Source organism: Mycolicibacterium aromaticivorans JS19b1 = JCM 16368 (assembly GCF_000559085.1).
Lineage (GTDB): Bacteria > Actinomycetota > Actinomycetes > Mycobacteriales > Mycobacteriaceae > Mycobacterium > Mycobacterium aromaticivorans.
Genome location: NZ_JALN02000003.1, coordinates 203,909 through 225,170 on the forward strand (window position 1 = coordinate 203,909; position 21,262 = coordinate 225,170).

Consider the following 21,262-nt stretch of genomic DNA (forward strand, 5'->3'; position numbering starts at 1 on the left):
AGCTGCCGCACAATGCTTTACCGTCCGCTTGCCGTGTAGAGGGCACCTTATTTCGCCCGCAGCTGGCGCAAGTTTCCATCCGCTGCGGGTCGTTACGGTAGCAGCGTTTGCAGACTCCGCCATCCGGGGTGCGGGCGGCCCGTTGCGCGAGTCGACCGCAGCGCACACAAGTGTGCTTGGGGGGTGCCACGACGCTCATGAGGCACCGCCTGGTCTGCGGATTGTGGTGCGTCGCGGCTTAATCGGAGTGACCTTGCCGGTGGAGTCTTGACCTCCAACCGCCTTACGTCTCGCAACCTCGTTGATTCGCGGCTCGATCAAGTCGTTTGGAGTGCACTCCAAGATGTCGCACAATGCGACGAGAATGTCCATGCTCAATCGCTGCGGCTGGCCGGTTACTAGGCGATAGGTCTGCTCCCGCGACAAAGACACGCCACGATCGGCTAGGTGCGGTTGCAGATCCGTGGTCGAGAACATTCCACGCTCGGCCATCTTCATGCGCAGATGCCACACGTAATCCATCTGTCTCATCGTGATGACCCCCCGAGCTCGGTGCCGTAGCGGGAGTGCATCGATTGGGACAAAAGGCGATTGCGGTACTCGTTTGACACGCCGACATAGATGGCGGTCGTCGAGGAGAACGAGTGACCAACCTGCTCTTGGATGAATCGTTCCGGGTAGTCGAACTCAACTAGGTGAGTCACGTACGAGTGACGCAACGAATGTAGGTCCAGTGTTGGGTCAATGCCGGCTTCATCGCGCGCGGTGCAAAACGCTTCATTGAGCGTCCGCATGCCGACTCGTGATCCCCGCTCGGTCAACCACAATGCCGGGCGCTTCTCGCTGGGAAACAGCGGTCGCACATCAGTCATGTAGTGATCGAGGATTTCAACGATCCAGCTCATCTCCGGAATCGTCAGTACGGTGCGTCGCTTGGGCGCTCCACCGCGCGAGGCCTTGCCGTACCGAACCGACACCGCGCCAAACCTGCCGAAGTCGTCCATCTTTGAATTACGGCGCAGATCAACAACGTCGATATGGACGACCTCGCGCCGACGTAAACCGAAGGCGTAGCAGAACTTCAACATCGCTGCGTCACGCAAGGCTGTTCGTGCGCCCTTGCGGCCGCGGGCACGGATGGTGCCGACTCGGGCATCAGCGGCATCGAAGAGCGCCTGAACCTCGTCATAGGTCAGCGGACGCCGGGACGGATCACCTTCGTAGTCCCCGACATGGACAATCGAGTTGTCCTCGTGAAAGACCTGCTGGGGAATTTCACCGAACTGCTGCGTGCACTCCGCGATCCAGCCGTACCGCGGATCAAGCAAGTACTCGCAAAACATCCGGATATCGATCTCGTAATTACGTGCGGTCGATAGCCGCAACGGCGTTGAACCAGAACGCAACTCACTAATCCACGCCTCACCCTCAGAAGGCGTCCACTGCCACGGATACAAGCCAGAGAACTCCACAAACCGACGCACCAGCCGACGCCGGGGCACGATCGTGGAGTCCTTCAGGAACCGGGCCCGTTGCTGGTTCTCCCAGCCCTCCAACATCGCTTCAAGCACCGCGCGTTGCGGATCAAGCTGAACAACATTGGGCGCCAACATCCGGCGGGCTACGCCATCGGCATCGCTAGTCACAAGCCCTGTTGTAACAGATGCATCGTTGATGCACCAGACTTTGGACCGGTGTTGACCATCGACTACCAGCGTCGAGGTCTCACCCCCCAACGCCTGAGCTGCTACAACAGACAACATTGCTAGCCAACCAATGTTGCATCAGATGACAATATTGCTCCATTTTTGAGGGCCTTGAGCCGGTCGGGGCGGAAACCCGAGAAGTGCTCGTTGGGCCCGGCGTACACCACGGGCGCCTGCAGGTAGCCGAGGGACATGACGTAATCGCGAGCCTCGTCATCGACGGTCAGATCGATTTTCTCGTACGAAATGCCTTCCTTGTCGAGCATTTTGAAAACCGCGTTGCACTGCACGCAGGCGGGCTTGGTGTAAACGGTAACGGTGCTCATGATCGGCTCCTTTTCAGTGGTGATGATATGTCCATTTTATATTCGGTTTTCGCCCATAGCAACGCTTCTGCAAAAGAATTCGGACCAATTTCGGCGCGTCTTGTACCGCTTTTTACCGATGTTGTGATACAGCCGGTCATCGCAGGTCGAACCGCATACCAAGCAAGTCACGAACAGCCCGAACCGGTCGTTTCGTGTCATTCTGCTGACCATTCTTTTAGCGCTTCTCGACGCATTATCAGCGACCGGAAAAGCGACCGCAGTGCATAGGTCCGGGCGAAAAGTTTCCTTTCCGCAATAGCGGCGATTGAATGCCATTCGGAGGAAACTTTTCGAGCCGTTTACGGCGGTCCCGCGGCCTTGCGCGAAGGTTCTTTCCGGTCAACGCTGGAATGTGCGAGAAGCTCACGCCGGTACCTTCCGTCGTCGGCCCGCCGCGAGCGACCATCTCCAGATCGTGAATGGTGTTGCGCGGGGGTTACATCGGGAGCTGTGGGTGGTGGGGCGGCGGCGCGCCCCCACCACCGCGTGTGGTCAGCTCTCCTGCGTGGCTTCGTCGTAGACGTCATCGGCGGTGCGTTGGCCGACGATGACCTTTTCGATGTCGCTGGGCTGGTAGCCGCTGTCGATGAGGAACTGCAGGTACGCGTCGGAGCCCACGGTGGACGCGATGTAGGACGCGGTGCCGGTGATGCCCGTGCGGGCGTTGCGCCAGACGCTCTTGTCGGTGCGGGCCTCCAGCGCACCGAGGACCACGGCCAGGCTGATCACCTGTGCGCGGGCGTCGATGTTGGTCGAGAAGTCGTTGACCATGGCGCGCACGGCCCGCTCATCCTTGACGCCCAGCAGCTCGGCGGTGAGGCCCGAGCCGTGGTTCTGACTGAGGATGTAGGGATCGCGGGTCAGGCAGTGCGCCACGAAGGTGGCCGCGCCCTTGGGTGCGGTCTTGCGGGCCAGCAGCTTGGTCACGTAGTCGCGTCGAACGCTCTCGGCAGCATCGGCGAGGCGGTTGAGCACCAGCACCTTGCGTCGCTCGCGGCGCTCGGCAGCCTGTTGCGCGGCCTCCCTCTCGGCGATGGCCTCGGGGCTGTCGTCGTCGCTGTCGATCGTTGACCCGGCTTGGCGTGCCGCGACATTCCGCAGGGATGGTGCCAGCGCGAGACCGGCTGCCGCGTAGTCCAGGCAGTACCACTCGGGGACGATGACGGTCTTTTCGGTGATGGTCGAGGCATGGCACAGTCCCTCGGCGGGTTCGGCGTCGTCGTCGTTCTCGGTGTCCCAGTCGATATCGCCCTCTGCGACCTCGTCGCCTGTCGTCTTGTCGACGTAGACGCAGTCGTCGGTCAGGTAGACCGCCCAGTGCTCGGGCTTCTTCTCGACATCATCGGGCAGCTGTTCATCGTCGCTGGTGCGCAGGTACTCGAGCCCCACGGCGGACAGGTCCGACCAGCGCGGGCGGTCTTCCAGAATGGTGTAACCCGGTTCGGTGTATTCCTTTTCCGCAACGGCGATGAGCGCATTGATTTCGCGCGCCGAGCGCAGAGATGACACGGCATGCTCGAAGTGAGAGCCCCCGTAGTGGGCCGCACGCAGCAGCCGCTGGACGGCATCCTCATCGTCTTGGAACTCGGCCAGCACTTCGGCCTGGGTGAAGTCGAGCTGCCCGCCGTCGAGCGCGTCGAGGGCCGTCGCCGATTTCGAGACTGCGCCAGCGGCTTTCACGTCTTCGCGGCGCATCGAGAGCTTCTTGGCGACCTTGGTGGCCGACATTCCGGTGTCGAGCAACTGCTGGATGGCGCGTGCCCGCTGGGACTTTTTCAGGTCATAGCGCCGATCGTTGGCGACTACCTGCTGCACGATCCGCTCGGCGGTGGCGGTGTCGTCGTCGGAGGCCCCGGTGGGCAGGACATACACCGGCACGCTACTCAGGCCGACCTCGCGGGCTCCGAGGGTGCGGCACTGTCCTTCGCGGACCAGCGTGCGGCCCTCGGTGTCGCGCACGGCGATAATGGGGACAATCACGCCGAGCTCGCGAAGGCTGGCCAGGAATTCCTTGTCCAGCTCGACCTGATCGCGGACGTTATCTTCAAACTCCAGGGCCTGGGGGTCGATGTACTCGACCGACCCGGCGACCTGCTCGGTGGTGGTGTCGGTGGTGGTTGACATGGTTGGTGACCTTCCTCGCTAATGTGGGCACCCCGCGTCGGGCCGCCCGTTCTTTTGCCGTCTGGCGAAAACGAATTGGTGGCCAGCGGCGCAGGTGAGCGGGAAGGTCTCGGGCGCAGAAGTTTTCCCGTGAGCGCAGCGAACACGCTTGGGAAAAGTTCTGCGAGCCCGCAGGGCCCGGAGCGCAGCGGAGGCCGACGGCCTTCCGCGGCCAAGACGCGGCCACAAAATGAGTGGGCCAGAAGGCAAAACAACGGCGTTATCAGTCACGCCGAAGGCGTGTCAATCTAGCTGTTGTCTGTTGCCGCCGTCCGGAATACGCCGTCCGGATTCGAGCGCACCTGCGGGAGGCGTCTCCCATAGGTTGGGGTTCGCCCGAAATACCTCGATCTGGACAAAAACATCTTTGGCGAGTTCGTCCAGACAGATGACCAGTCAGACTGCCGCTCAAGCCAATCGGCAAATGCCTGGAGCGACAGCGTAGTCGTGCCGTACCGAGTCCCGGATCATTTCACTGGCACAGACTCGGTGCGCCCGTTGCAAGGCGGCCCCCACAATCCGCGTTCGGCTTGGCGGGCTTCACTTTCGGCGGCTTCGATTTGCGGGGTGCGGGCCGCGGGATGGTGCTCGTAGATGTAGCTACGGGCCGCGCCGGCCCGAGCCGCCTCAATCGAGAAGTCCCAGCCGCCAGGGCGATCCAGGTATGCAAGGGTGCGGGCGTAGCGATCGTGGGCGTCTTGACTTGGATCACTCACGATGGCCACCCGTTGCCCTGTGAGGGTGGTACGGGCGAAGTCGGTGGCCTGCGGACCCCAGCATCCGACGCTGTATCCGGGCTTATGCACCTCGGGGCTGTCGATCCCATTTATTCTGATACGCAGGCGACCTCGGGTGTCGTCCACGACGTCCACGGTATCGCCGTCGACCACACGTAGCACGGTGGCTGTCGTGGCGATGTCGGTGTCAGCGTGCGAGGGCGAACAGGCCGGAGCAAGCAGGGTGATCGCGGACACCGCGCAACCCAGCACGGCCACGGCGCGGGCACGCGACAGTAGCCGCTCGGCGTGGGTCATGACCGCCCGCTGTAGTGCGCTTCGGCGAGCTGGCCCAGGTGCCAGGTATGCAGGGTCGGGTCGTCAGCCTGGACGTTCAGCGGTAGGTAGCCCTGCAACCACCCGTCGAGAATGTATTCATGCAGTACGAAGTCGTCGGGGTCTTCGCCGCCCTGCTGCAGGACCCGCACAATGGCGATCGCTCGGTCCAGGTCGGCGGCGTCGACGCCGTTGGCCTGAGCGGCTTTTCGCACCCCATCGAGATCCTGGCCATTGACGACAAGGGCGGCCAGCTCGAACATGTAGGGCCGGTTGGTGGCCGCCATCGTCATCGTGTCCCTTCGGTTGGTGCTGCGTAGGGTTCACGGTAGTGCGGTCGATGCCTGGTTAGCGCCGCGCCAAGGCGTCATTTTCGAGCAAGGTGAGTAGCTCGTGATCGCCACGACTGCACCGCACCAATATTTTTGGAGGCGTGGTGCGAGCATTATCGTTGGCGACGTGCCGCCAACCCAGTTCGACCTCTCGCCAGAGTGCCTGGGGTGGGCCCAGCTGGCTCGCTACAGGTGGGACGTCGCCGCGGCGGTGCTTCGCCGCCCGGGGGAGCCTGGCTACGGATTTCGGGGCGCCCCGGGCGGTCGGGTGGAGATGATCGAGCTGGTCGATGACGGGCCGGGGGAGCGGATACTGTACGCGGCCGATGCCACGGTGATGGAGTGCTTTGTGTTCACCGTTGTTGGGGATGATGTGCGCGATGATCTGGACTTGCCGTACCTGGAATTTCCGTCTGGGCCGGCGGATATCGCGCCCCACTATCACCTGGGCGAGGGCGTGAACGGCTCGCGGACCCTGTTTCGGCGCGATTCGCCGGTTGCCGCCACACCTGGCGACCATGCCAACCTGTCGGCCCTCGTGCCGTTGTCACACTGCCTCGGTTACAGCCTCGACGAACTCAAGCAGTCGTTCCTTCACCAGGGCGGGGCGCCACTGCTGCGGGGAGGACGATACGCACCGCGTAAGTAGCGACTGCCGTATGCCTGACCGACCGCGGTGTTCGGTTCGTCGTCCAGGCGGCGGTAGACGGTGTGTCCGCATTCCTCGCACGTCCGGCTACATGTCGCCATGGTCCACTGTCTCGTTGGCGGGGTGCTGCGGCCGCTGTAGGACTGGCCGCGAATGGGGGTGAGACCGTCGTCGGACCAGCGGAGTCCACAGCGCGGGCAGTGCATCAGCATGGTGCAGATCCAGCGGCCCTCGGCCAGTCGTACCAACCCGGAGGTGAACCAGGACCACGATGCACCCATATAGCGCAGTATCGCACAGGTGTTCGATATGGCGGACGCCAAAACCGGTGCCCAGACCAATGCCCTCGACTAGGCGACCGGTCGCGACAGCGCTGTCGGCGCCGGCGTGCGTCCAGCCGCTCGAGCTGCGACATGCCGCTTCCCGCGACCGTTATCGTTTCTCGGTCGAGGGTGTTCGATCACTTGTTTGAGCGACGACCCAGGGAATGCCGACGCCGATGCCGCAGACGGTGAGGGTGAAGGCGGTGAAGATTGGTGACCAAAGCCCGAGATTTTCGAGCCATTCAGGCTTGTGTAGTGCGCAGTCGAAAATGGCGCCAATAACCAGAAACTCGGCAAAGAGTGAGGCCAGGCTGGTCAAGGCTGCCGCGCCGGAGGACGCTGGCCATTGCCTCTTCTGGTGAGTTCCTAACAGTGCGGCAGCAGCGACAACTGCCACCAGCGCGACCCATGGTGAGAGTGGCGTATTCATAGACGCGAGCGTATCCGCCAACTACGACACCGCGGGGTAGGCGCCGTCGTTCAGCGGCAGCTCTCGTGCGGCGGGCCGCTTTGTCAGTCGCAGCGGCAAGAATGCGTTCATGATCGATGACGCAGGCGGATTGCCCGTTCGGCAGAGCCCGCGCACGCGCGCCGGCGATGCGCGGACGCCTCTAAACACACCCGCCAACCCGGCCATACCCTGCGAAATACCCTGATGCACATAGTATTTCGATGACCACCATCGGCGCAGGGCGGTCACGCTGCGCCGATCACCAGCCGGAGAGCACCATAGAACCCACCCTAGTGATCTCGACGCTGTTCGCCTACGGCTCGCTGGTCGCCGCCCTCGGACTCCTCCAAACGTCCCATCCCGGCTAAATTGATGCCAGCGGGTTACCGAAATATGTTGGATAGCAGTCAATTTCCTGCGACCTGCCCATCGCAGGGATACATTCGCAGTTACTTGGTTTCATCTCTCCCCGAGGGCCAGGGGGTGAGGGGCTCGGATGGCCTGCTATCCGAGCCCCTCCACCCGTGTGCCGAACCCTCAGTCTGCCTTATCTCGCCTCGTCCAAACACCGGGATCCAATCGGTTGGCGGACCGCGAGGTCCCGTGGGGAACAACAGTGTTCGTCCGTCAGTGTCTAACCATCAGTCCCCTTGTTCACCAAGACCGATTGACAGTCATCACTTACACTCAGTGATGTTCCGTTGAGTTCGTGGCCTGGCTGTTTAGAATTCGTGCCACCTGCTTTTTGGGTTGGCTTTCAGTGGGACTGCCGACCTCGGGCGTTACGGGACAGCACAATACGGCCAGCGTTGCGGCTGGCCCGTCAGACGCACCCGGGCCTGGCTCTATTGCCTTCGTGTCGCTGCGGCGGGATCTCCCTAAACAGTTGACGGCCATGGACGTTGCCGGCCCGGGCGCGCTTGACGATCGCCACTCGACACCGCGGAGAACAACCATGCCCACAGTGACACTGGGCGTTGACGCCCACAAACGAAGCCACACCGTCGTCGCCGTCGACGCCGTCGGCAAGAAACTCGCCGCCAAGACCGTACCCAGCACCAGCATCGGACACGCCGCCGCATTGAGCTGGGCGCGTGTGCAATTCGGAGTGGATCTGGTGTGGGGTATCGAGGATTGCCGCTCCATGACAGCTCGACTTGAGCGTGACTTGATGGCGGCCAATCAGATCGTGGTGCGAGTCCCTCCGCACCTGATGAGCCGCTCACGTGCGTCCTCACGCGAACCGGGGAAATCCGATCCGATCGACGCGTTAGCTGTCGCTCGAGCTGTCCTGCGCGAACCGGACCTACCGCGTGCGGCCCACGACGAAACGTCATTCAGTCTCAAGTTGTTGGTAGACCGACGCGACGACCTGGTCACCATCCGGCGCGGGATGATCAGCCGCCTGCTCGACCGCGTCCACGCCCTAGACCCAACCCACGTCAACCCCACCAACTGGGACCGCGCCAAAGTACGTGCCGACCTGCACACCTGGCTAGCGCAGCACACCGGACTGATCGCCGAGCTGGCGCGCGCCGAGCTCGACGACATCGACCGGCTGACCGCCCAGATCGTGGCCCTAACCGAGCGACTCACCCACCTGATCAATCAGGTGGCGCCGCGGCTGTTGGCCAAGCCCGGGGTAGGGCCGCTGTCTGCGGCCAAGATCGTCGCCGAAACCGCCGGCGTTGAGCGATTCAAAAGCGAAGCCGCTTTCGCCCGTTACGTCGGCGCCGCACCAACACCGAACTGGTCCGGGGGACAAACCCCGACCGGGCGTCGACTTCAACCAAGCCGCCGCGGAAACAGGCAACTCAACAGCGCTCTTCACCGCATTGCGGTCGTTCAAATTCGGTTGAAAGACTGCCCCGGTCGCGACTATGTCGAACGGCGCGTCGCTGAGGGCGACACGAAATCCCAAGCCATCCGCTCGCTCAAACGCCGCCTGGCCCGCGTCGTTTACCAGGCCCTCATCGAAGATCGCGCACTCACCAATCAGGTGGCGGCCTAACCAGATTCAATTCTCGCCGAGCCATAGCCGGCTTTCGCCGATCCTGCATAGGTGCCTCATGCGGGCAGGGGAGCGCCGTTCTCGTCCAGGAACGAGTGTTTGAGGGCGGGCAGGTCGTATCGCATGAAGTGCGAGAGCGGGACGAGCTTCACCAGGCTCAGCGCGGGATCGCGCGCCGCAGCGATCGGGCTGCCGTCGGTCCGGCTCAATGCCGGGGTGCGCCCCGACCAGCCTTTGAGTCAACTGGTCAAGCATCTGCTGCTCGGTCAAGGCGGCCACATTGATTAGGTTGCGGCGAGAGTAGGGGCTCGTCAATAGGACAAAGGACTCAGTCCAGTAGTGCGGCGATGTCGCGATGGGTCCAGACGCGGTCTTCGACGAATCCTGTGAGGGCGCTGTCAAGTAGTCGACTACGGGCGTCTATGGGATGTACCCGCCCGCCTGTTAGCGGCCTTCGGTCGTACTGTTGGCGCGTGGCCAGGAAAAAGCCGACGCCAACCACGTTGTTTGACGACCGCGACCGCGAGGACTACGGCCACAAGAAATGGGCCGAGAGCCAATACGGCTTCCTGAACCGCCGCGCCGGCCCAGAATGGGACAACGTTAGACGCGAAGCGGAGCGTTGGTACGCGGAGTTTGATGACCCTAGCCGCGATCTGCTACGCCGTTTTCGCAGAAAAGAGGACGAGCAGCACCTACCGGCGTGGTGGGAACTATATGTGCACCAGCTCTTTGTCCGCCTCGGCTACGAAGTAGCGGTCCACCCGCAGTTACCACGCCGGGAAGAGCGACCCGACTTCCTTGTCACCCGCGGCACCGAAAGCCTTTACGTCGAAGCCACGACCGTATTCAACGGTGACTACAATATGAACCCGCACGGGCAAGCGTGGGTGCAGGACTTCATAGACAGCGCCCAAAACCCCGACTTTATGGTGGATATCGAATTCCCACGCGTAGCCCCGACAGGCTGGCCACGCCGAAGAGAAATCGTTGACCCACTCGAGCAGTGGCTCGCTCGTTTGGATTGGGCTGAAGCGCGCGCAGACTGGGAATCGAACGGGATTGGCTATATGAGTTCCCCGCGGTGGCGGTGGAACCACGAGTGCGGTGATTGGACCATCGCATACCTGGCGACACCTGTACAAGCGGAGTCTCGGCGAAAGGGCAGGCGCCTGATCGCTATACCCGCGACATCAGCGGCAAATTTCAGTCACGACATTCAAAGAATACGAACCAAGTTAAACGAGAAGGGCGGCAACAAGTACAGCTCGCTGGACGGTCCGCTCGAAAAACCGGTTGTCGTCGCAATGCAACTGTGGAACCAGGTCGACGAAGATGATCTGGTGAACGTGCTTTTTGGCAGCGCACACGTTGAATGGTTCATGGATAATACAACGGGATCTGTTGTGCCCGAATCGATTAGATCAGTACGCGTCCCAGATGGCTATTGGCGTCCTGACTTTGATCCACGTGGCACGCGCATATCCGGGGTACTGTTCGGCAACACCCTAAGCTCCTATCGTGTGGCCTCGAAATTGCCTGAGCTGTGGCTCAATCCGTGGGCATCCGTATTGTTGCCCAACCTTGATCCCTTCCGAACGCGCTACGTTGACGATGAGAACAGACTAGCGACTCGTGAGGCCACAGATACCGCGCCGACTGTCTTCAACCTGCCACGACAGTGGCCCAACGCTACGATCTAGCCGCACACAATTGCGGGCACATCGCGGTGGTCGGTCCAGCGGTCGCCAGCCGCGATTCGGGGCGCTGGGGCGCCTGCCAGACAAGATCGCGGTCGCGATGCCCGAATTCGTCACCGCTACCTTGCCGACCGATCCCTTCACGATGTCCAAGCCAGCTACGCCTCGAGGTGGACTAAATGGCGGAATCCCTCACCGATCGGGCAGCACTTGCCGCAGATCTGGAACGTGCCCGTAGCGACTTCCGGCATCTGTTGGCCGTTGCGGATGATGACTGGAACAGACCCACTCAGGGCACTCGCTGGACCAACGAACAGCTGTTGTTCCACATGGTGTTCGGCTACATGGTCGTGCGGCGGCTCCTGTTTCTCGTGCGCTTATTCGGGCGGCTGCCCGACCGGGTCAGCCGTGGCTTTGCGCGCATGCTCGACGCTGCCACTCGACCGTTTCACGCAATCAACTACTACGGATCCTGCACGGCAGCACTGGTTTACAACCGAAGCCGAATGGGCAAGAAGATGGACCGCGAAATCGGCAAGCTACGGCGGTCGCTCGCCAGCGCGGATGACGGCGCGTTCGGCCGCGGAATGCATTACCCACCCGGTTGGGACCCCTATTTCCGGGGCTACATGACGCTCGCGGACGTCTATGGCTATCCGGGCCAGCACTACGATCACCATCGGAAGCAGCTAACACTCAGCCGAATGTGAGCCTGACTCCAAGACTCCCGCGGGAAACCCGCTGCCAGTCTCGGGTGTGGAGTGAGCTCGTCATGGCGTTCTGTTGCAGGGTTGATACTGGTCTGGTGGGAGCCAGCAAGATGTCGAGGCCGTTGTCGTAGCAACGGCGCCCTCCAATCAGGACTGAGTCTGATGCGGATCGAACTATTCACGGCACCCGGATGCCCGAATGCCGACGCCGCCCGAACGCTCCTCAACGACCGCCTTGCCAAGCTGGGCATCACCGCGCCGATCGTTGACCACATCGGTCGCTATCCGTCGCCGACTGTACTTGTCGAGGGTATTGACGTGATGCGTCAGGAGGCAGACGTGCCGATCGGCGACGCGTGCCGACTCGACCTGCCGACAGCGCAGCGCGTCCTCGATGCGCTGCGCGCCATCGCGGAAACAGATCGAAAGCCACTCAAACGACGCGCTCGATGACTGACTGTTGACCTACCCCGCGAAATTCTCTTGCCGTTGGGCGAGTTGGTGTTCGCGTACCCAGGCTTGGGCGGCCATCTGGGTGGCGTCCCATGGTGAACCGAGAGGCGGGGTGTAGGACAGGTCGAGTTCGCTGAGCGCGTCGACGGTCATGTGGTGGAACAGGGCGGCGGCGTAGGTGTCGACACGTTTGGATACTTCGGCGCTGCGGTGGCCGATGAGTTGTGCGCCGAGCAGCGTGCCGGTGGTGTCGTCGCCGGTGATGCGGATGTGGATGGGTGTTGCTCCGGGGTAGTAGGCCTTGTGGTCGTCGGGAGTGGCGGTGGTGCTGACCGGCTGCCAACCTCGTTGTGCCGCCAGGGCTTCGTGTTCGCGTAGGCCGGTGCGGGCGGCGACGAGGTCGAAAACCTTGACGACTTGAGTGCCGAGGCTCCCGGCGAAGCGCGCCCGCCCGCCGATGGCGTTTTCACCAGCGACGCGGCCCTGTTTGTGCGCGGTGGTGCCAAGGGGTAGCCAGGTGAGGCCCACCATTCGGTGGTGGGTGTGCACGCAGTCTCCGGCCGCGAAAACGTCAGTCAGATTAGTGCGCATGGTGTCATCGACAGCGATGGCGCCTTTGACGCCGAGTTCGGCGCCGGCGTCGGTGGCCAGTTCGGTGTCGGGTCGCACGCCGACCACGACGAGGACGAAATCAACTGTGCGGGTTAATGGTGCGCCGTCATACTGAGCGGCGACGGTCAAGGCGCCGTTGTCGGTCCGCTTAATGGCGGTGACGGCGGTGTTGGTGAGGACCTCGACACCGTGGCGCTCGAGCTCGGCGTGGACCAGGGCGCCGAGTTCGGGGTCGACGGTCGGCAGCACTTCGGGCAGGGCTTCGATCTGGGTGACGGCAACGCCGCGCATGGTGAGTGCTTCCGCCATCTCCAGGCCGATGTAGCCGGCGCCGATGATGACCGCAGTGGCCGGATTGCGTTGCTGTAGTGAGTCCATGACGGCGAAGGTGTCGCCCATGGAGTGCAGAAGGTGCACGCCGTGCTCAGGGCCGAGCGCGTCGGGTCCGCTGAGTCCGGTGATGGGTGGGCGGGCACTGACGGCGCCGGTGCCCACGATCAGGGCGTCGTAGGCGAGCTGGTCGGGGGTGCGGTCTGGGCCGAGCACGTCGAGGGTGTGGGCGTCGACATTGATGCGGGTGGCGCGGGTATCGGTGAGAACGTGCATGCCGGTGGCGGCCAGGTCGGCTGCGGTGCGGTGGGCAAGGTTGGTCCAGTGGGTGACTTCACCGGAGACGAAGTAAGGGATGCCGCAGATGGAGAAGTTGGGGTAGGCGTCGGCGACGACGACGGTGACCGCGGTGGCGGGGTCGAGTTCGCGGATGCGCAGTGCCGCACTGATGCCGGCATCGCTGCCGCCGACCGCGACGATATGGCGAGATGCCATGACGGGGCTCCTCGAAAGGCGTTGGGATTGGGTTTGGGTACCGCCGGTTGGATACCGGTGGTGCTGGGTTAAGCGGGGTCGCTGGGGTGTCTGTCGGCGTGGGGATGGGGGACGACGACGTCATCGGCGTCGGCGGCGATGTCGGGGTACAGGGTGGCGATCAGGGCCAAACCGATTAGAGCACCGACGATTTGGGCCGCGATGAATCCTGGCGCTGAGCTCGGTGCGATGCCGGCGAAAGTGTCGGAGAAGATCCGCCCAATCGTGACAGCGGGATTGGCGAACGAGGTCGAGCTGGTGAACCAGTACGCCGCGCCGATGTAGGCGCCGACGGCCGCAGCTGACATTCCGGCGCGGCCGGTACGGGCCAGCGCGAAGATCAGCGCGATCAATCCTGCGGTGGCCACGACTTCGCCGATGAGATGCCCGGTGGTGATGCGATCTTTGGTCGCGATCTCGAAGACCCGGCGATCGAACATGAGATTGGCCAGCCAGGAGCCACTGATCGCTCCAGCGATTTGGACTCCCGCGTAGGCGAGTGCATCGCGGGTGGTGATGCCGGTGCCGGCCCGGCGGCCCAAGAGCCAGTCGGATGCGGTGACGACCGGATTGAAGTGTGCGCCGGAGATCGGGCCGAATAGCAAGATCAGCACCGCCAGTCCGAACACGGTCGCCGTCGAATTCTCGAGGAGCTGCAGTCCGACGTCGTTGGGGGAGAGCTGGGCAGCGGCGATTCCCGATCCGACAACAACGGTGACCAACAGTGCGCTGCCGACGAATTCAGCCAACAGCCTCCGCGGCAGACCGATGGTGTCCATCACGGGATCCCGGCCAGGCTATCGGCGCCCAGCAGTGTCGAAAGCTGTTGCAGTGCTTCGGGAATCACGCGGTAGTACACCCACGAGCCGCGTCGCTGGCTGTCGATCAGCCCCGCGGTGCGCAGCACCTTGAGATGGTGGGAGATCGTGGGCTGGCCGACATCGATACCTTGCGAGATGTCGCAGACGCACGCCTGGCCACCTCCGTGGCTGGCAATCAGGCTGAGCAGGCGAAGTCGAATCGGATCCGACAACGCCTTCAACATCGCCGCCAACTCCGCCGCGGCCGCAATGCTCAGCGGCTCTCGGACCAGAGGTGCGACCTCGCAGCACCCGCCTTCGGACGACTTCGACACTCATCGATATTGACAGTCATCGAATCAATACACAAGCGAACAACTCGTGAACGAAGCATCCCGGGAGCGGCAGCCGCCACGGAGTCTGGCGGCCGCCGGTTCCCAGGGCTGACATGCCGGACTAGCAACAGCTGGCTTGGGTTGTGGCAGGGGCGTTTTCGTGGGCCGCTGTGCCACAGCAGGCGGCCTCGTCGGACTGCGTGCCGATCTGCGGGCTGGTGCCGAAGCTGTCGGAGTCGGCCAGCTTGGTGTAAACCTCCCAGCGCTCGCCTCCGGGGCCGGTGACCCAAACCTTGTCCTGGGTTGCGAAGCAGCAGGTGGTGCCGATCTCCTCCTCGGTGAACATGCCCGCATTGGTCAGGCGGTCGATTTCGGCGTGCACCTGGTCGCTGGACTCCACCTCGACGCCGAGGTGGTTGAGGCTGCCGCCGTGGCCGGGGTTTTGCAGGAGTACGAGTTTCAGGGGCGGTTCGGCGATGGCGAAGTTGGCGTAGCCCGGCTTGACCTTGGCCGGCTCGGTGTTGAACAGCTTGGAGTAGAAGGTGACGGCTTCGTCGATGTCATCGACGTTGAGCGCCAACTGGATGCGGGACATGGGGAGCCTCCTTGGAACCTGTGCGACATATGTCGAACTATCGGGACGATGCCCAGCATGCCACCTTTTCGATATATGTCAAGCTTTGTGGCATGATTGGGTGATGCCCAAGACGTTGCCCTTGATCGACATGTCGTCGCCGGTGTGTTGTGCGCCGGTGGCGGCGGGTGTGATGAGTGACGAGGACGCGTTGCACGTCGCATTGCGGCTCAAGGCGCTGGCCGACCCGGCACGAGTCAAGATCATGTCGCTGCTGTTCGGGTCGGCTGATGGCGAGGAGAACAGTCGAGACTTGGCCGCCGCGATCGGGGTTGGCGAGTCCACGGCCAGCCACCACCTGACACAGTTACGCAATGCCGGGTTGGTCGAGTCGACCCGGCGAGGGATGAACGTCTATCACCGTCCGCACCGCGACGCGGTCGCCGCGCTGTGCGCCGTACTCGACCCGAATTGCTGTTCCTAAACCCGGTTTTCGGTATCGGCGGTGTCGGTCAGCAGTTCAGTGATGAGGCCTTCGATCCGCGTCTTGATTTGGTCGCGGATGGGACGTACAGCGTCCACACCCTTGCCCGCGGGATCCTCCAGTACCCAGTCGCGGTAGCTCTTGCCCGGGAAAATGGGGCAGGTGTCGCCGCAACCCATGGTGATCACCACGTCGGAGGCTTCCACCGCGTCGGTGGTAAGGATTTTCGGGGTTTGGTCGGAGATGTCGATGCCGACTTCGGCCATGGCCTCTACCGCGGCGGGGTTGACGGCGTTGCCCGGGGCACTGCCGGCCGAGCGGACTTCGATGGCGTCGCCGGCCAGCGCCGAGAGGAATCCTGCGGCCATCTGTGAACGTCCGGCGTTGTGCACGCAGACGAACAACACGGACGGTTTCGTGCTCATCGGCAAGTCCTCTCGAGGGAATCGGGTGTGGTGGCGGAAGGGGTGATGCCAAGGGCCAATACCGCCGACAACTGGGCCATGGCCGCCGGCACCACCCAGTAGTACACCCACGTGCCGCGCCGCTCGCACTCCAGCAGACCTGCCTCGCGCAGCGTTTTGAGGTGATGGGAGATCGTCGGTTGGGACAGTTCGAAATATGGGGCGATCTCGCAGACGCAACACTGGCCGCCTTCGTGGCTGGCGATGAGGCTCAGCATGCGCAATCGCACGGGATCTCCCAAGGCTTTGAACATGCGGGCCAATTCACCGGCCCAGTCTGCGCCCAGCGGTTGGTGCGCCAGGGGAGGGCAGCAGGGCTCGGCCGGGGGTGACGGCGCGACGGGCATTGTTCTATATTGATAGTTATCAATACAGCCGTCAAATGGCGAAGGAGAATCACGGTGCCCGCGATTTCTGTGTTCGAGCCCGCGTTGTGCTGCAATACCGGGGTGTGTGGTGAGGATGTCGATGCCAACCTCGTGACGTTCAGCGCGGATATGGTCTGGTTGCTCGAGCAGGGTGCGGCGATTTCTCGCCACAATCTCGCTAACGACCCCGTGGCATTCGCCCATAGCGCGGTCGCCAAACAGTTCCTGGAAGTCGCCGGTTCAGAAGGTTTGCCGCTGGTCTGCGTCGACGACGTCACCGTGCTGACCGGGCGCTACCCGACCCGTGCGGAGCTATCGCGGTGGGCAGCGCTCGATGCGCCCGTTGAGGGGCTGGCCGGTGTGATCAGCCTCGGCCTTTCAGACGCCAGCTCGACCCAATGCTGCCCGCCAGGGCAGTCGGACTGCTGCTGACCACCGACTGCCCCCGTAATCCGGAATAAATTGTGCCCCATGACTTTTCCTGAGCAACGGTTCCTGACCGACCCGCCGCGGTTCGTTTTCTTCACCGGCAAGGGTGGGGTCGGTAAGACCTCGATCGCGTACGCGTCGGCCGTGGCCTTGGCCCAAGCGGGCAAGAAAGTCCTCTTGGTGTCCACGGACCCGGCGTCCAATGTCGGGCAGGTATTCGGGGTGGCGATCGGTAACACCGTCACCGAGATCCCTGCGGTGCCGGGGCTGTCGGCTTTGGAGATCGACCCCGAACAAGCGGCGACGGCATACCGGGAACGCATCGTGGGACCGGTGCGCTGCTTGTTGCCCGAGTCGGCGATCGCCTCGATCACCGAGCAGTTGTCGGGTTCGTGCACCACCGAGATCGCGTCCTTTGACGAGTTCACCACTCTGCTGACGGACGACACGGGACTCGTGTCCGGATTCGACCACGTGCTGTTCGACACCGCTCCCACCGGGCACACGATCCGGCTGCTGCAACTGCCGGGCAGCTGGACAGAGTTCCTGCAAGCCGGAAAGGGGGACGCCTCCTGCCTGGGTCCCATGGCGGGCCTGGACAAACACAAGACCACCTACGCCGCTGCGGTGGCCGCTCTGGCCGATCCGGACCGCACTCGCCTGGTCCTGGTGGCCCGCCCGACACGGTCGGCGTTGCGCGAAATCGACCGCACCCACCACGAATTGGCGGCCTTGGGTATGAGCCGGCAGTACGTCGTCGTCAACGCCGTCATGCCCCAACCACAAGGCGAGAGCGACCCCTTGGCTGCCGCGATCACCCGCCGGGAACAGTCCGCGCTAGCGGACATATCCGATGCGCTGAGCGCATTGCCTCAAGACCGCGTCAGCCTTAAGACCGCCAACATGGTCGGCCTTGACGCACTCCAAACCCTGTTCGACACCAACACTGCCGCCGACGACGAGATGGCCTCGAGCAGCCTCGCCCCAGTGGTTGATGCCCCGCTAAGCGACCTGGTCGACGACATCGAGCGCAGCGGAAACGGACTGGTGATGTGCATGGGCAAGGGCGGGGTGGGCAAAACCACCGTCGCCGCGGCCATCGCCGTCGCGCTGGCTGAACGCGGCCACGACGTTCACCTGACCACCACCGATCCCGCAGCCCACCTGGTCGAGACCCTGCAAGGCGGCATCGAGCATCTCCGGGTGTCTCGGATCGACCCGATCGAGGCGAGCGACGCCTACCGCGAACGGGTCATGACGACCAAAGGCGCCCATCTCGACGACGCCGGGCGCGCCACCCTGGCCGAGGACCTGCGCTCACCGTGCACCGAGGAAGTCGCAGTCTTCCAAGCCTTTTCCAAAGTCATCCACGAATCCCGCAGCACGTTCGTCGTCCTCGACACCGCACCCACCGGCCACACCCTGCTGTTGCTCGACGCCACGGGTTCCTACCACCGCGAGATCGCACGGCAGATGGGGGACAGCGGGCACTACACCACACCGCTGATGCGCCTCCAAAACCCCGACCTCACCAAAGTTCTGCTCGTGACGCTGGCCGAAACGACGCCGGTGCTCGAAGCCGCCGGCCTTCAACACGACCTCGAACGCGCCGGCATCCACCCGTGGGCGTGGGTGATCAACAACTCCGTTGCCGCCGCCGAGCCCACCCACGGATTGCTCCGGCAGCGCGCCGGCGCCGAACTGGCAGAAATCGACACCGTCCGCACCAAGTACGCGCCCCGCTACGCGGTCATCCCACTCTTGGCGAACGAACCCGTCGGCATTCCCGCTCTGGAAGCTCTTACCGCACAGCAGAATTAACTGATCCGGCGTGATCAAGAGACAGCGTTGGCCGCAGCGACGACCTTCGCCTGAAAGTCCGGCGGCAACGCGAAATAACCATGGTCCTCAAGATGAAGCTGGCCGGGACCCACGGCCGACTGCAGAAACGCCCGCACGGCCTGCCCGGTAGCCGGATCACTGTACTTCGAGCACACCAACTCGTAGGTCGCGAGCACGATCGGGTAGGCCCCGGAACTGCTGGGGGTATAGAACTTCGAGGTGTCGAGCACCAAGTCGTTGCCCTGCCCGATGATGGTCGCCGACGATATCGTCTTGCCCACGGTGTCTGCGCTGATAGGCACCGCGGCAGGTCCCGCGGAGGTCACGATCTGAGCGCTGGCGAGGCGCTCGGTTTTGGCGAACGAGTACTCGTTGTAGGTGACCGCGCCCGGGGTGTCCCTGACCGCGGCGGATGTTCCCTCGTTGCCCTTGGCTGCCAGCCCGACACCACCGTTGAACGTCTTACCGCTTCCCTTGCCCCACGCACCACCCGAGGCGGCATCGAGGTAGCGCTGGAAGTTGTCGGTGGTACCCGAGTCGTCGCTGCGGTACACGACGAGGATGTCGGCCGAGGGTAGTTGCGCTGACGGATTCAGCGCCTTGATCGCCGGATCATCCCAGCGGGTGATCCCTCCGTTGAAAATCTTCGCGACCGTGGGGCCATCGAGCACCAGCGTCGGCACATCGCTGAGGTTGTAGGTGATCGCGATCGGCCCGAACACCACGGGGATGTTCCACGCCGGTGATCCGCAACGTTGTTGAGCGGCTGCATATTCGCCACGCTCTTGGCTCAGTGCCGAGTCGGAGCCGCCGAAATCCGTCTTCTTGGAGAGGAATTCACTGACCCCCGCACCGGAGCCGTTGGAGGTGTAGACCACCGTCTGGCCCGGACAGGCCGCGGTGAAGGCCTGCACGAAGACCGGGATCGCGTTGGCTTGAGCGGTGGAGCCGCTGGCCGTCAACGATTGCTTGCCGCCACACTCGATATGGGCGGACTTCGCGTATCCGGGCTGGGAATTGTCGCTCCCACACGCCGTCAGTGGCAGCGCGGCTGCTCCCATCAAGCACAGCGTCCAACGAAAGCCATTGCGTCTCAACATTGAAACATCCATGGTCCATCCTTCACAGGTGAGCGGAGCAGGGGTGGTCGAGGCCGCTGGGCGGCCAGGGAGTCGGTGTTCAGCTGGCGCGCAACGCCGGCAGTAAGCGGTCAATGCGCTCGGACAGCCTGTCTAAGGCCCGATCAAAGGCGTCGGGATCGTCAGATCCGGCGGGATCGGGTATCGACCAATGAAGCCGACGGGTGTCGGCAACCAGTTCTTCATGGGCGTTGTCGCACACCGCAACCACAAGATCGCCGGGGCGAACGACATCGTCGATGTGTACCGGGGTGTGCGACACAATCGCCAGGCCATTGCGTTTTGCCGCCTTCGTGGCGCCCGGATGCACCTTGGTGGCCGGGTGAGTCCCTGCCGAGACAGCGGGCAGTGTGCTGCGTCGGTTCCAAATCGCCACCGCCAACGGACTGCGGGCGGAGTTGTGGCTGCACACGAAGACGACGCGCTGGGCCTGCCAATTAGCTACGGGGAGTGCGGCTTCCAGTGCCGCGGGAACCAGCTGCAAGTAGGTACGTCGTCGGTCGGCTTCGGAGCGACTGCGCTGCACCACCCCGGCCTCTTCCAGGATCCGCAGATGGTGAGCGACCAGATTCGAGGGCATCGACAACAACCCCTGTAGTTCAGACGGGGATGCGTCGGCCAAGAGGAGTCGATCAACGATCGACAGCCGCGCTGGGTCTCCCAAAGCGGCATGCACCCGTGCCCGTCGCTCGGCATCGTATTCACCACCATGTGGCGATAGGTCAATTCTCATTGACTCAATAATCGTGTAGTAATCGATCGTGGTCAAGTCCCGCGACCGGATTTCCACCAAGCCGCCCCAGTCACCTGACCGCATCAATAGGCCCGTTCACCTCGCGGCACACCATGTCTTCTCGCATCAGCGAGGTCGCATCGTCGTCACTGAGGTCGTCGTCGAGTTGTTGGTCGATGCTGTAGACGTCGGCCTCAAAGCGTTAGATGACGCGAAAGTTGGCTTGGCGCAGCGGATGCACGCAAGTGGCGAGAGCGCACGGACAATAGCGGCCACGCTGGGCGTCAGTCGGGCCACTGTCTACCGGGTGTTGACGATGCCAAGCGACTAGTTGAGTTACTGATGAACGGTCTTCATCAGTGGTAGCAGTGGTGCAGAATTGACCGTAATGATCAAGACGATGGACGAGGAAACGCAGATCGGTCATCTTGTTGCCCGACTTGCGGCACAGTACCCGGGGCTGCCCTCTGCCACGGTCAGTGAGGTCGTCCACGAGTTGTACGGCAGGTTCCACGGCGCGCGGGTTCGAGAGTTTGTGCCGCTGTTTGTGGAGCGCAGGGCGCGAACCGCGCTCGACGAACTCAACGTCTCCTACGTACCGGAAGAGCGCCACGCTGAACCAGCGGCTGTGTAGCTCTTGGGTTAGCTTTGGGGGCGATGAACCGTAGTCCGCGCCATCAGCACTCTGAACCGCCCCGGG

At 63.1% G+C, this 21,262-nt stretch carries 26 protein-coding genes and 1 pseudogene; 11 read left to right on the forward strand and 16 right to left on the reverse strand.

What is annotated here, in order from left to right:
* Positions 1 to 195 precede the first annotated feature (195 nt).
* The 6 genes from Y900_RS29310 to Y900_RS29335 all read right to left on the reverse strand — a co-directional run bounded on the left by Y900_RS29310 (position 196) and on the right by Y900_RS29335 (position 5,582).
* Positions 196 to 531, reverse strand: coding sequence for a helix-turn-helix domain-containing protein (locus Y900_RS29310; RefSeq protein WP_036339440.1), 336 nt, complete (start codon positions 529 to 531; stop codon positions 196 to 198).
* Complete coding sequence (locus Y900_RS29315; RefSeq protein WP_051659878.1) at positions 528 to 1,613, reverse strand: tyrosine-type recombinase/integrase; 1,086 nt, start codon at positions 1,611 to 1,613, stop codon at positions 528 to 530. The genes Y900_RS29310 and Y900_RS29315 overlap by 4 nt, the downstream gene beginning before the upstream one ends.
* A 152-nt stretch (positions 1,614 to 1,765) precedes the next feature.
* On the reverse strand, positions 1,766 to 2,032 hold the full coding sequence (nrdH, locus tag Y900_RS29320) for a glutaredoxin-like protein NrdH (RefSeq protein ID WP_036349390.1): 267 nt from the start codon (positions 2,030 to 2,032) through the stop codon (positions 1,766 to 1,768).
* Between the two features lie 534 nt (positions 2,033 to 2,566).
* A complete protein-coding gene (locus tag Y900_RS29325) occupies positions 2,567 to 4,198 on the reverse strand; it encodes a ParB/RepB/Spo0J family partition protein (RefSeq protein ID WP_036349392.1) in 1,632 nt (543 codons plus the stop codon).
* Between the two features lie 506 nt (positions 4,199 to 4,704).
* Entirely contained in the window at positions 4,705 to 5,271 is a 567-nt protein-coding gene (locus Y900_RS29330) for a thermonuclease family protein (RefSeq protein ID WP_081845457.1), read from the reverse strand.
* Entirely contained in the window at positions 5,268 to 5,582 is a 315-nt protein-coding gene (locus tag Y900_RS29335) for a hypothetical protein (RefSeq protein WP_036349395.1), read from the reverse strand. Before Y900_RS29335 ends, Y900_RS29330 begins: the two co-directional genes overlap by 4 nt.
* A gap of 250 nt (positions 5,583 to 5,832) precedes the next feature.
* Here Y900_RS29335 and Y900_RS33355 point away from each other — a divergent pair, with 250 nt between their 5' ends.
* Positions 5,833 to 6,270 carry an Imm61 family immunity protein gene (locus Y900_RS33355; RefSeq protein ID WP_262871819.1) on the forward strand — a complete coding sequence of 146 codons (438 nt, stop codon included), beginning with the start codon at positions 5,833 to 5,835 and terminating at the stop codon, positions 6,268 to 6,270.
* 432 nt (positions 6,271 to 6,702) lie between these two features.
* On the opposite strand, the gene Y900_RS32260 is transcribed toward Y900_RS33355, so the two are convergent.
* The gene (locus Y900_RS32260; RefSeq protein WP_131536384.1) at positions 6,703 to 7,023 is read right to left on the reverse strand and encodes a hypothetical protein; all 321 of its coding nucleotides are present in this window, start codon (positions 7,021 to 7,023) and stop codon (positions 6,703 to 6,705) included.
* Positions 7,024 to 7,265: 242 nt separating this feature from the next.
* Here Y900_RS32260 and Y900_RS32605 point away from each other — a divergent pair, with 242 nt between their 5' ends.
* Both Y900_RS32605 and Y900_RS29345 read left to right on the forward strand, forming a co-directional pair.
* Positions 7,266 to 7,412 (forward strand): hypothetical protein, encoded by a 147-nt coding sequence (locus Y900_RS32605; protein WP_157838303.1) that lies wholly within the window; start codon positions 7,266 to 7,268, stop codon positions 7,410 to 7,412.
* 587 nt (positions 7,413 to 7,999) lie between these two features.
* Entirely contained in the window at positions 8,000 to 9,055 is a 1,056-nt protein-coding gene (locus tag Y900_RS29345; RefSeq protein WP_051660616.1) for an IS110 family RNA-guided transposase, read from the forward strand.
* 56 nt (positions 9,056 to 9,111) lie between these two features.
* On the opposite strand, the gene Y900_RS31485 is transcribed toward Y900_RS29345, so the two are convergent.
* Entirely contained in the window at positions 9,112 to 9,264 is a 153-nt protein-coding gene (locus Y900_RS31485) for an Imm61 family immunity protein (RefSeq protein WP_081845458.1), read from the reverse strand.
* Positions 9,265 to 9,528: 264 nt separating this feature from the next.
* Between Y900_RS31485 and Y900_RS29350 the strand changes: the two genes are divergently transcribed.
* The 3 genes from Y900_RS29350 (at position 9,529) to Y900_RS29360 (ending at position 11,918) form a co-directional block, all read left to right on the forward strand.
* Positions 9,529 to 10,758: a hypothetical protein gene (locus Y900_RS29350; protein WP_036349407.1), complete on the forward strand. Its 1,230-nt coding sequence runs from the start codon at positions 9,529 to 9,531 to the stop codon at positions 10,756 to 10,758.
* A 176-nt stretch (positions 10,759 to 10,934) separates the two neighbouring features.
* On the forward strand, positions 10,935 to 11,465 hold the full coding sequence (locus Y900_RS29355; RefSeq protein ID WP_036349409.1) for a DinB family protein: 531 nt from the start codon (positions 10,935 to 10,937) through the stop codon (positions 11,463 to 11,465).
* Between the two features lie 162 nt (positions 11,466 to 11,627).
* On the forward strand, positions 11,628 to 11,918 hold the full coding sequence (locus Y900_RS29360; protein WP_051660609.1) for a hypothetical protein: 291 nt from the start codon (positions 11,628 to 11,630) through the stop codon (positions 11,916 to 11,918).
* A gap of 12 nt (positions 11,919 to 11,930) precedes the next feature.
* Here Y900_RS29360 and Y900_RS29365 read toward each other — a convergent pair whose 3' ends face one another.
* The 4 genes from Y900_RS29365 to Y900_RS29380 form a co-directional block, all read right to left on the reverse strand.
* Positions 11,931 to 13,355 carry an FAD-dependent oxidoreductase gene (locus Y900_RS29365; RefSeq protein WP_036349411.1) on the reverse strand — a complete coding sequence of 475 codons (1,425 nt, stop codon included), beginning with the start codon at positions 13,353 to 13,355 and terminating at the stop codon, positions 11,931 to 11,933.
* A 68-nt stretch (positions 13,356 to 13,423) separates the two neighbouring features.
* The gene (locus Y900_RS29370) at positions 13,424 to 14,173 is read right to left on the reverse strand and encodes an aquaporin (RefSeq protein ID WP_036349644.1); all 750 of its coding nucleotides are present in this window, start codon (positions 14,171 to 14,173) and stop codon (positions 13,424 to 13,426) included.
* Positions 14,173 to 14,529 carry an ArsR/SmtB family transcription factor gene (locus Y900_RS29375; RefSeq protein WP_036349414.1) on the reverse strand — a complete coding sequence of 119 codons (357 nt, stop codon included), beginning with the start codon at positions 14,527 to 14,529 and terminating at the stop codon, positions 14,173 to 14,175. The genes Y900_RS29370 and Y900_RS29375 overlap by 1 nt, the downstream gene beginning before the upstream one ends.
* Positions 14,530 to 14,650: 121 nt before the next feature.
* On the reverse strand, positions 14,651 to 15,124 hold the full coding sequence (locus Y900_RS29380) for an ArsI/CadI family heavy metal resistance metalloenzyme (RefSeq protein ID WP_036349417.1): 474 nt from the start codon (positions 15,122 to 15,124) through the stop codon (positions 14,651 to 14,653).
* 103 nt (positions 15,125 to 15,227) lie between these two features.
* Here Y900_RS29380 and Y900_RS29385 point away from each other — a divergent pair, with 103 nt between their 5' ends.
* A complete protein-coding gene (locus Y900_RS29385) occupies positions 15,228 to 15,587 on the forward strand; it encodes an Rv2640c family ArsR-like transcriptional regulator (RefSeq protein ID WP_036349420.1) in 360 nt (119 codons plus the stop codon).
* On the opposite strand, the gene Y900_RS29390 is transcribed toward Y900_RS29385, so the two are convergent.
* Together Y900_RS29390 and Y900_RS29395 are read right to left on the reverse strand one after the other, a co-directional pair.
* Positions 15,584 to 16,012, reverse strand: coding sequence for an arsenate reductase ArsC (locus tag Y900_RS29390; RefSeq protein ID WP_036349422.1), 429 nt, complete (start codon positions 16,010 to 16,012; stop codon positions 15,584 to 15,586). The two genes, Y900_RS29385 and Y900_RS29390, sit on opposite strands and share 4 nt — an antisense overlap.
* Positions 16,009 to 16,398, reverse strand: a complete 390-nt coding sequence (locus tag Y900_RS29395) for an ArsR/SmtB family transcription factor (protein WP_081845459.1) — start codon at positions 16,396 to 16,398, stop codon at positions 16,009 to 16,011. The genes Y900_RS29390 and Y900_RS29395 overlap by 4 nt, the downstream gene beginning before the upstream one ends.
* Before the next feature lie 54 nt (positions 16,399 to 16,452).
* Between Y900_RS29395 and arsD the strand changes: the two genes are divergently transcribed.
* Entirely contained in the window at positions 16,453 to 16,851 is a 399-nt protein-coding gene (gene arsD, locus Y900_RS29400) for an arsenite efflux transporter metallochaperone ArsD (protein ID WP_036349426.1), read from the forward strand.
* A gap of 39 nt (positions 16,852 to 16,890) precedes the next feature.
* Complete coding sequence (gene arsA / locus Y900_RS29405; protein WP_036349429.1) at positions 16,891 to 18,669, forward strand: arsenical pump-driving ATPase; 1,779 nt, start codon at positions 16,891 to 16,893, stop codon at positions 18,667 to 18,669.
* Between the two features lie 14 nt (positions 18,670 to 18,683).
* Here the strand turns inward: arsA and pstS are convergent, their stop codons facing one another.
* Both pstS and Y900_RS29415 read right to left on the reverse strand, forming a co-directional pair.
* On the reverse strand, positions 18,684 to 19,787 hold the full coding sequence (gene pstS, locus Y900_RS29410; RefSeq protein WP_036349646.1) for a phosphate ABC transporter substrate-binding protein PstS: 1,104 nt from the start codon (positions 19,785 to 19,787) through the stop codon (positions 18,684 to 18,686).
* Positions 19,788 to 19,869: 82 nt separating this feature from the next.
* Positions 19,870 to 20,562: an arsenate reductase/protein-tyrosine-phosphatase family protein gene (locus tag Y900_RS29415; RefSeq protein WP_036349432.1), complete on the reverse strand. Its 693-nt coding sequence runs from the start codon at positions 20,560 to 20,562 to the stop codon at positions 19,870 to 19,872.
* Between the two features lie 196 nt (positions 20,563 to 20,758).
* On the opposite strand from Y900_RS29415, the pseudogene Y900_RS31490 reads away from it, so the two are divergent.
* Both Y900_RS31490 and Y900_RS29425 read left to right on the forward strand, forming a co-directional pair.
* A pseudogene (locus Y900_RS31490) lies at positions 20,759 to 20,893 on the forward strand (helix-turn-helix domain-containing protein); the annotation flags it as partial.
* Between the two features lie 57 nt (positions 20,894 to 20,950).
* Positions 20,951 to 21,196 (forward strand): three-helix bundle dimerization domain-containing protein, encoded by a 246-nt coding sequence (locus Y900_RS29425; protein ID WP_051660610.1) that lies wholly within the window; start codon positions 20,951 to 20,953, stop codon positions 21,194 to 21,196.
* The last annotated feature ends 66 nt before the right edge of the window (positions 21,197 to 21,262 follow it).

Bases quoted from the DNA above. Each gene is read 5' to 3' on its own strand.
- Y900_RS29310 (WP_036339440.1), bottom strand. From the start codon at position 531: ATGAGACAGATGGATTACGTGTGGCATCTGCGCATGAAGATGGCCGAG.
- Y900_RS29315 (WP_051659878.1), bottom strand. From the start codon at position 1,613: ATGTTGGCGCCCAATGTTGTTCAGCTTGATCCGCAACGCGCGGTGCTT.
- nrdH (WP_036349390.1), bottom strand. From the start codon at position 2,032: ATGAGCACCGTTACCGTTTACACCAAGCCCGCCTGCGTGCAGTGCAAC.
- Y900_RS29325 (WP_036349392.1), bottom strand. From the start codon at position 4,198: ATGTCAACCACCACCGACACCACCACCGAGCAGGTCGCCGGGTCGGTC.
- Y900_RS29330 (WP_081845457.1), bottom strand. From the start codon at position 5,271: ATGACCCACGCCGAGCGGCTACTGTCGCGTGCCCGCGCCGTGGCCGTG.
- Y900_RS29335 (WP_036349395.1), bottom strand. From the start codon at position 5,582: ATGACGATGGCGGCCACCAACCGGCCCTACATGTTCGAGCTGGCCGCC.
- Y900_RS32260 (WP_131536384.1), bottom strand. From the start codon at position 7,023: ATGAATACGCCACTCTCACCATGGGTCGCGCTGGTGGCAGTTGTCGCT.
- Y900_RS32605 (WP_157838303.1), top strand. From the start codon at position 7,266: ATGACCACCATCGGCGCAGGGCGGTCACGCTGCGCCGATCACCAGCCG.
- Y900_RS29345 (WP_051660616.1), top strand. From the start codon at position 8,000: ATGCCCACAGTGACACTGGGCGTTGACGCCCACAAACGAAGCCACACC.
- Y900_RS29355 (WP_036349409.1), top strand. From the start codon at position 10,935: ATGGCGGAATCCCTCACCGATCGGGCAGCACTTGCCGCAGATCTGGAA.
- Y900_RS29360 (WP_051660609.1), top strand. From the start codon at position 11,628: ATGCGGATCGAACTATTCACGGCACCCGGATGCCCGAATGCCGACGCC.
- Y900_RS29365 (WP_036349411.1), bottom strand. From the start codon at position 13,355: ATGGCATCTCGCCATATCGTCGCGGTCGGCGGCAGCGATGCCGGCATC.
- Y900_RS29370 (WP_036349644.1), bottom strand. From the start codon at position 14,173: ATGGACACCATCGGTCTGCCGCGGAGGCTGTTGGCTGAATTCGTCGGC.
- Y900_RS29380 (WP_036349417.1), bottom strand. From the start codon at position 15,124: ATGTCCCGCATCCAGTTGGCGCTCAACGTCGATGACATCGACGAAGCC.
- Y900_RS29385 (WP_036349420.1), top strand. From the start codon at position 15,228: ATGCCCAAGACGTTGCCCTTGATCGACATGTCGTCGCCGGTGTGTTGT.
- Y900_RS29390 (WP_036349422.1), bottom strand. From the start codon at position 16,012: ATGAGCACGAAACCGTCCGTGTTGTTCGTCTGCGTGCACAACGCCGGA.
- Y900_RS29395 (WP_081845459.1), bottom strand. From the start codon at position 16,398: ATGCCCGTCGCGCCGTCACCCCCGGCCGAGCCCTGCTGCCCTCCCCTG.
- arsA (WP_036349429.1), top strand. From the start codon at position 16,891: ATGACTTTTCCTGAGCAACGGTTCCTGACCGACCCGCCGCGGTTCGTT.
- Y900_RS29415 (WP_036349432.1), bottom strand. From the start codon at position 20,562: ATGAGAATTGACCTATCGCCACATGGTGGTGAATACGATGCCGAGCGA.
- Y900_RS29425 (WP_051660610.1), top strand. From the start codon at position 20,951: ATGATCAAGACGATGGACGAGGAAACGCAGATCGGTCATCTTGTTGCC.